The sequence below is a fragment of the Lutibacter sp. genome (genome assembly GCF_040883305.1).
Classification (GTDB): Bacteria; Bacteroidota; Bacteroidia; order Flavobacteriales; family Flavobacteriaceae; genus Lutibacter.
This window is the reverse complement of record NZ_JBFLKT010000105.1, coordinates 1-4615: the sequence shown is the minus strand read 5'-3', so window position 1 is coordinate 4615 and position 4615 is coordinate 1. Positions and strand designations below refer to the sequence as shown.

Genomic DNA, 4615 nt, shown 5'->3' with positions numbered 1-4615 from the left:
TGTGCGTTTAATTTCATTACTACACTAAAAGAATAAAACATGTGCGGTATTAGTTGAAAATCTGGAGAATTGTATTTATAACCTGCTTGTGCATTAACCCCTAAAGATTCGTTAAACCAAAAGTTTCCGCCAATTCCTGCATTTACAGTTCCACCACTTCTTTCAGCAAAGGTATAACCTCCACCTGCATAAATAAAGGGCGTAAATTTATTTTCTGGATTAACAAGGCTATATTGTAAATTACCATCTAACGCATAATACGGTATTGCATCTATTTCAATATTTCCGTATTTGGTTATTTTATTTACTGATAAAGAAACATCTATAGAAATTCTATTTCTCCAATGTCTTGCTACATTAACCCTTGGAGCAAAAACATTCCAATGATCTTGAGCATTTGTAATTTCATTAAAAAACCCATCTGGATTTCCTGTTGAAGGGTCTAAACCTGGATGATGTGTAGGGTTCAGTGTTGGAAAGTAATCCACGGCATTTATACCTATACCTACAACCCATTTATTAAATTGATCTTGAGAGTAAACTTTACTCGCAAAAATTACATTAATAATGAGTAATAGTAATATATTTTTAAACAATCCGTTTTTCATAGTTCGAAGGGGTTTGTTGATTACTAATGTTTTATAACGCAAATTATTTTAATAAATTATATTTATTATGGGGTAATTAATTTGACACAAACATTACTAATTAAATTATTGTTTATTTACTTGTTTTATGGCTTTTGTAAAATCTTCTAAATCGTTGTCTTTTAAGATTAAATGAATCGCTTCATCTGCGACTTTTTCTACATTGTTAATAGGAAAACCTAAACCAACACAAATCTTTCTTAAAACACTTGCTTCTTTAATAGAAACTGCATCATCTGCATAAATCATTTTTGCTAAATCGTACAAGTGCTCTATTCTTTCATTGTAACTATGAAACCCTTTACGCGGGTACTTATCCGAATTTTCAAGAATTTCTTTATATTTATCATCTAATATATGAAATCTTTTAGCTAATCTTTTAAGTAGCTTTTCTTCACCTTCTGTAATTACAGCATCGGCTAAAGCTAATTTTACAATACTTGCAAAATGCTCAATATTTCGTTTTTGGTCGCCACTTAGGTTATAATTAGATATAGACATATTTACATTTTTAAAACGCAAATATAAATAAACCTATATAACAATTGCAATTTAAAAAAATAAATATGTTATTAATGCTTCATAGGATTTACTTTTTTAATTACTTTTTTAAAATCTTCCATATCTGGTTCTTTTAAAAAGAATTTAATTGCCTCTTTTACAATAGCTCTTGCGTTTTCAACAGGAAAACCTAAACCAACAGCAATTCTATCCATTAACGACGTTTTATCTATAGTTGGATTTTTATCTAAAAACATCATTTTTGTTAAATCGTACAAATGTTCTAAACGATCATCGTAACTAACTGGAGGATTTACAGGAAATTTAGTTGGATTTTTTAAAATCGCTTTAAACTCACTTTTAGTAATGTCCAGTCTAATTGCCAATCTTTCTAACAACCTGTGCTCTTCAGAATTTATTACATTATCAAGTAAAGCCAATCTAACAATGGAAGCAAAATGCCCTATATTTTGTTCGTGCAACCCTGTTGGGTATAAATCTGAGATAGACATCATAACTTTTCAATTTTAATTTAGCTACCTAAATTTACGGAATTATTTTTAATTTTTTTATAAAATGCTACCTTTGGCAAAATTTGCCACAGTTGAGTAAGCAAAATATTATAAAAAACTACGAACAAGTTGTAGAAAATAAACAATTGGTTCAATTACTTTCTAAAGAAAAACAACAAATTCAAATTTCGAATTTGGTTGGATCTTCATTGTCTTTTATTATTTCAGAAAGTTTTAAAAAAGCAGATAAACAATTCCTATTAATTTTTAATGATAAGGAAGAAGCCGCTTATTATTTAAACGATTTAGAACAATTGTTAAATGATAAAGATGTACTTTTTTATCCAGGATCTTACCGAAGGCCTTATCAGATTGAAGAAGTTGATAATGCCAATGTTTTATTGCGTTCGGAAGTTTTAAACCGATTAAATTCCAGAAAAAAACCTGCTGTTATTGTTACGTATCCAGATGCGTTGTTTGAACAAGTTGTAACCAAAGCAGAACTAAATAGAAACACGCTAAAAATTGGTGTAAACGATAATTTAAGTTTAGATTTTGTAAACGAAGTCTTGTTTGAATACCATTTTAATAGAGTTGATTTTGTTACTGAACCTGGTGAGTTTTCAGTTCGTGGTGGTATTATTGATGTGTTTTCGTTCTCCAATGATGAACCTTACAGAATTGAGTTTTTTGGTGATGATGTAGATAGTATTCGAACTTTTGATGTAGAAACCCAACTTTCAACCGAAAAGCTAACAAAAGTTAGCATCATGCCAAATGTTGAAAATAAAGCATTAGATGAAAAACGCGATAGCTTTTTAAAATACATTTCACCTAAAACGGTTGTTTTTACTAAAAATACAGATCTATTTGCTGACAGACTAAATAAGTTATTCTCAAAAGCAGAAGATGAGTTTAAAAAATTAGCAACTGCCATAAATCACGCCGTGCCAAGTGAACTTTTTTGCAATGGTTCACTCATAAAAAAACAATTAAAAGATTTTACAACTGTTGAAATTGTAAATGCACTGCAAGCAGGAGTTACTTCTAAAGCGCAACAAAAAATTCTTCAATATGGAGAAAACAATGTTATAATCTTCAACACAAAACCACAACCTGCCTTTAACAAACAGTTTGATTTATTGATTGAAAATTTTCATCAAAATTCTGAAAAAGGATATACCAATTATTTGTTCTGCGATTCTCAAAAACAAGCAAATCGTTTTCATGATATTTTTAAAGATGTTGATACAGAAATTGAATATAAAACCATAGTTTTTCCATTATACCAGGGATTTATTGACGTAGATAATAAATTAGTTTGTTACACCGATCATCAAATTTTTGAACGTTATCATAAATTCCGTTTAAAAAATGGGTACGCTAAAAAACAATCTATTAGTTTAAAAGAATTAACCAATCTTGAAATTGGAGATTATGTAACACATATTGACCATGGTATTGGGAAATTTGGAGGACTTCAAAAAATAGATGTTGAAGGAAAAAAGCAAGAAGCTATTAAACTAATTTATGGCGAACGCGATATTTTATACATCAGCATTCACTCACTTCATAAAATATCAAAATACAATGGTAAAGATGGTAAGGCTCCTAAACTTCATAAATTAGGCTCCAAAGTTTGGAAAAACCTTAAGCAAAAAACCAAATCTCGTATCCGTCATATTGCTTATAATTTAATTGAGTTATACGCAAAACGAAAATTTCAAAAAGGATTTCAATACCAACCAGACAGTTATTTACAGCACGAACTTGAAGCTAGTTTTTTATATGAAGACACTCCAGATCAATCTTCAGCTACTCAAGATGTGAAGAATGATATGGAAAGTGAACAACCAATGGACCGATTGGTGTGTGGTGATGTTGGTTTTGGAAAAACTGAAATTGCAATTAGAGCTGCTTTTAAAGCTGTTGACAACGGAAAACAAGTTGCTATTTTAGTGCCAACCACCATTTTAGCCTTTCAACATTTTAAAACATTTAGTGAGCGTTTAAAAGATTTCCCCGTAACGGTTGATTATTTAAACAGATTTAGAACAGCAAATCAAAGAAAAGGAGTTTTAGCTGGTTTAGAAGATGGTTCTGTTGACATTGTTATTGGTACACATCAATTAACTAATACAGCTATAAAGTATAAAAATTTAGGATTGTTAATTGTTGATGAAGAACAAAAATTTGGTGTTGCAGTAAAAGACAAATTAAAAACCATTAAAGAAAATATTGATACGTTAACGCTTACCGCAACTCCAATTCCAAGAACGTTGCAGTTTAGTTTAATGGCTGCGCGAGATTTATCGGTTATAAGTACTCCGCCACCAAACCGTGTTCCTATTGAAAGTAACGTAATTCGTTTTAATGAAGAAATTATTCGTGATGCTATTCGTTACGAAATTCAGCGTGGTGGACAAGTATTTTTTATTCATAACCGAATTGAAAATATAAAAGAAGTTGCTGGTTTATTGCAACGTTTGGTGCCTGATGCTAAAATTGGGATTGGACATGGGCAAATGGATGGTAAGAAATTAGAAAATTTAATGCTCGCTTTTATCAATAATGAATTTGATGTATTGGTTTCAACTACCATTGTTGAAAGTGGTTTAGATGTTCCAAACGCTAACACTATTTTTATAAACAATGCAAATAATTTTGGACTTTCCGATTTGCATCAAATGCGTGGTAGAGTTGGACGTTCAAACAAAAAAGCGTTCTGTTATTTTATTACGCCACCGTATCATATGATGACAGATGATGCCAGAAAACGAATTGAAGCCATCTCATTATTTACCGATTTAGGAAGTGGAATAAATATTGCCATGAAAGATTTAGAAATTCGTGGTGCTGGTGATTTATTAGGAGGCGAACAAAGCGGTTTTATTAACGATATTGGTTTTGACACATATCAGAAAATATTGACTGAAACCATTGAAGAATTAAAAG

Annotated in this window: 3 protein-coding genes and 1 pseudogene; 1 reads left to right on the top strand and 3 read right to left on the bottom strand. The window is 30.5% G+C overall.

Features of this window, described 5'->3' with window-relative positions; all coding sequences use genetic code 11:
• From AB1Z17_RS03155 to AB1Z17_RS03145, 3 genes and pseudogenes are all read right to left on the bottom strand, one after another.
• Window positions 1-608: pseudogene (locus tag AB1Z17_RS03155) on the bottom strand (hypothetical protein); the annotation flags it as partial.
• Window positions 609-713: 105 nt separating this feature from the next.
• On the bottom strand, window positions 714-1148 hold the full coding sequence (locus AB1Z17_RS03150) for a TerB family tellurite resistance protein (protein ID WP_368050337.1): 435 nt from the start codon (window positions 1146-1148) through the stop codon (window positions 714-716).
• 71 nt (window positions 1149-1219) lie between these two features.
• A complete protein-coding gene (locus AB1Z17_RS03145; RefSeq protein WP_368050336.1) occupies window positions 1220-1663 on the bottom strand; it encodes a TerB family tellurite resistance protein in 444 nt (147 codons plus the stop codon).
• Window positions 1664-1752: 89 nt separating this feature from the next.
• On the opposite strand from AB1Z17_RS03145, the gene mfd reads away from it, so the two are divergent.
• Window positions 1753-4615 (top strand): transcription-repair coupling factor (mfd, locus tag AB1Z17_RS03140; protein ID WP_368050335.1); only part of this gene is annotated, 2863 nt, incomplete at its 3' end.

What these genes read in the sequence shown, in the direction of transcription:
- AB1Z17_RS03145 (WP_368050336.1), bottom strand. Translation starts at nt 1,663, where the DNA reads ATGATGTCTATCTCAGATTTATACCCAACAGGGTTGCACGAACAAAAT.
- AB1Z17_RS03150 (WP_368050337.1), bottom strand. Translation starts at nt 1,148, where the DNA reads ATGTCTATATCTAATTATAACCTAAGTGGCGACCAAAAACGAAATATT.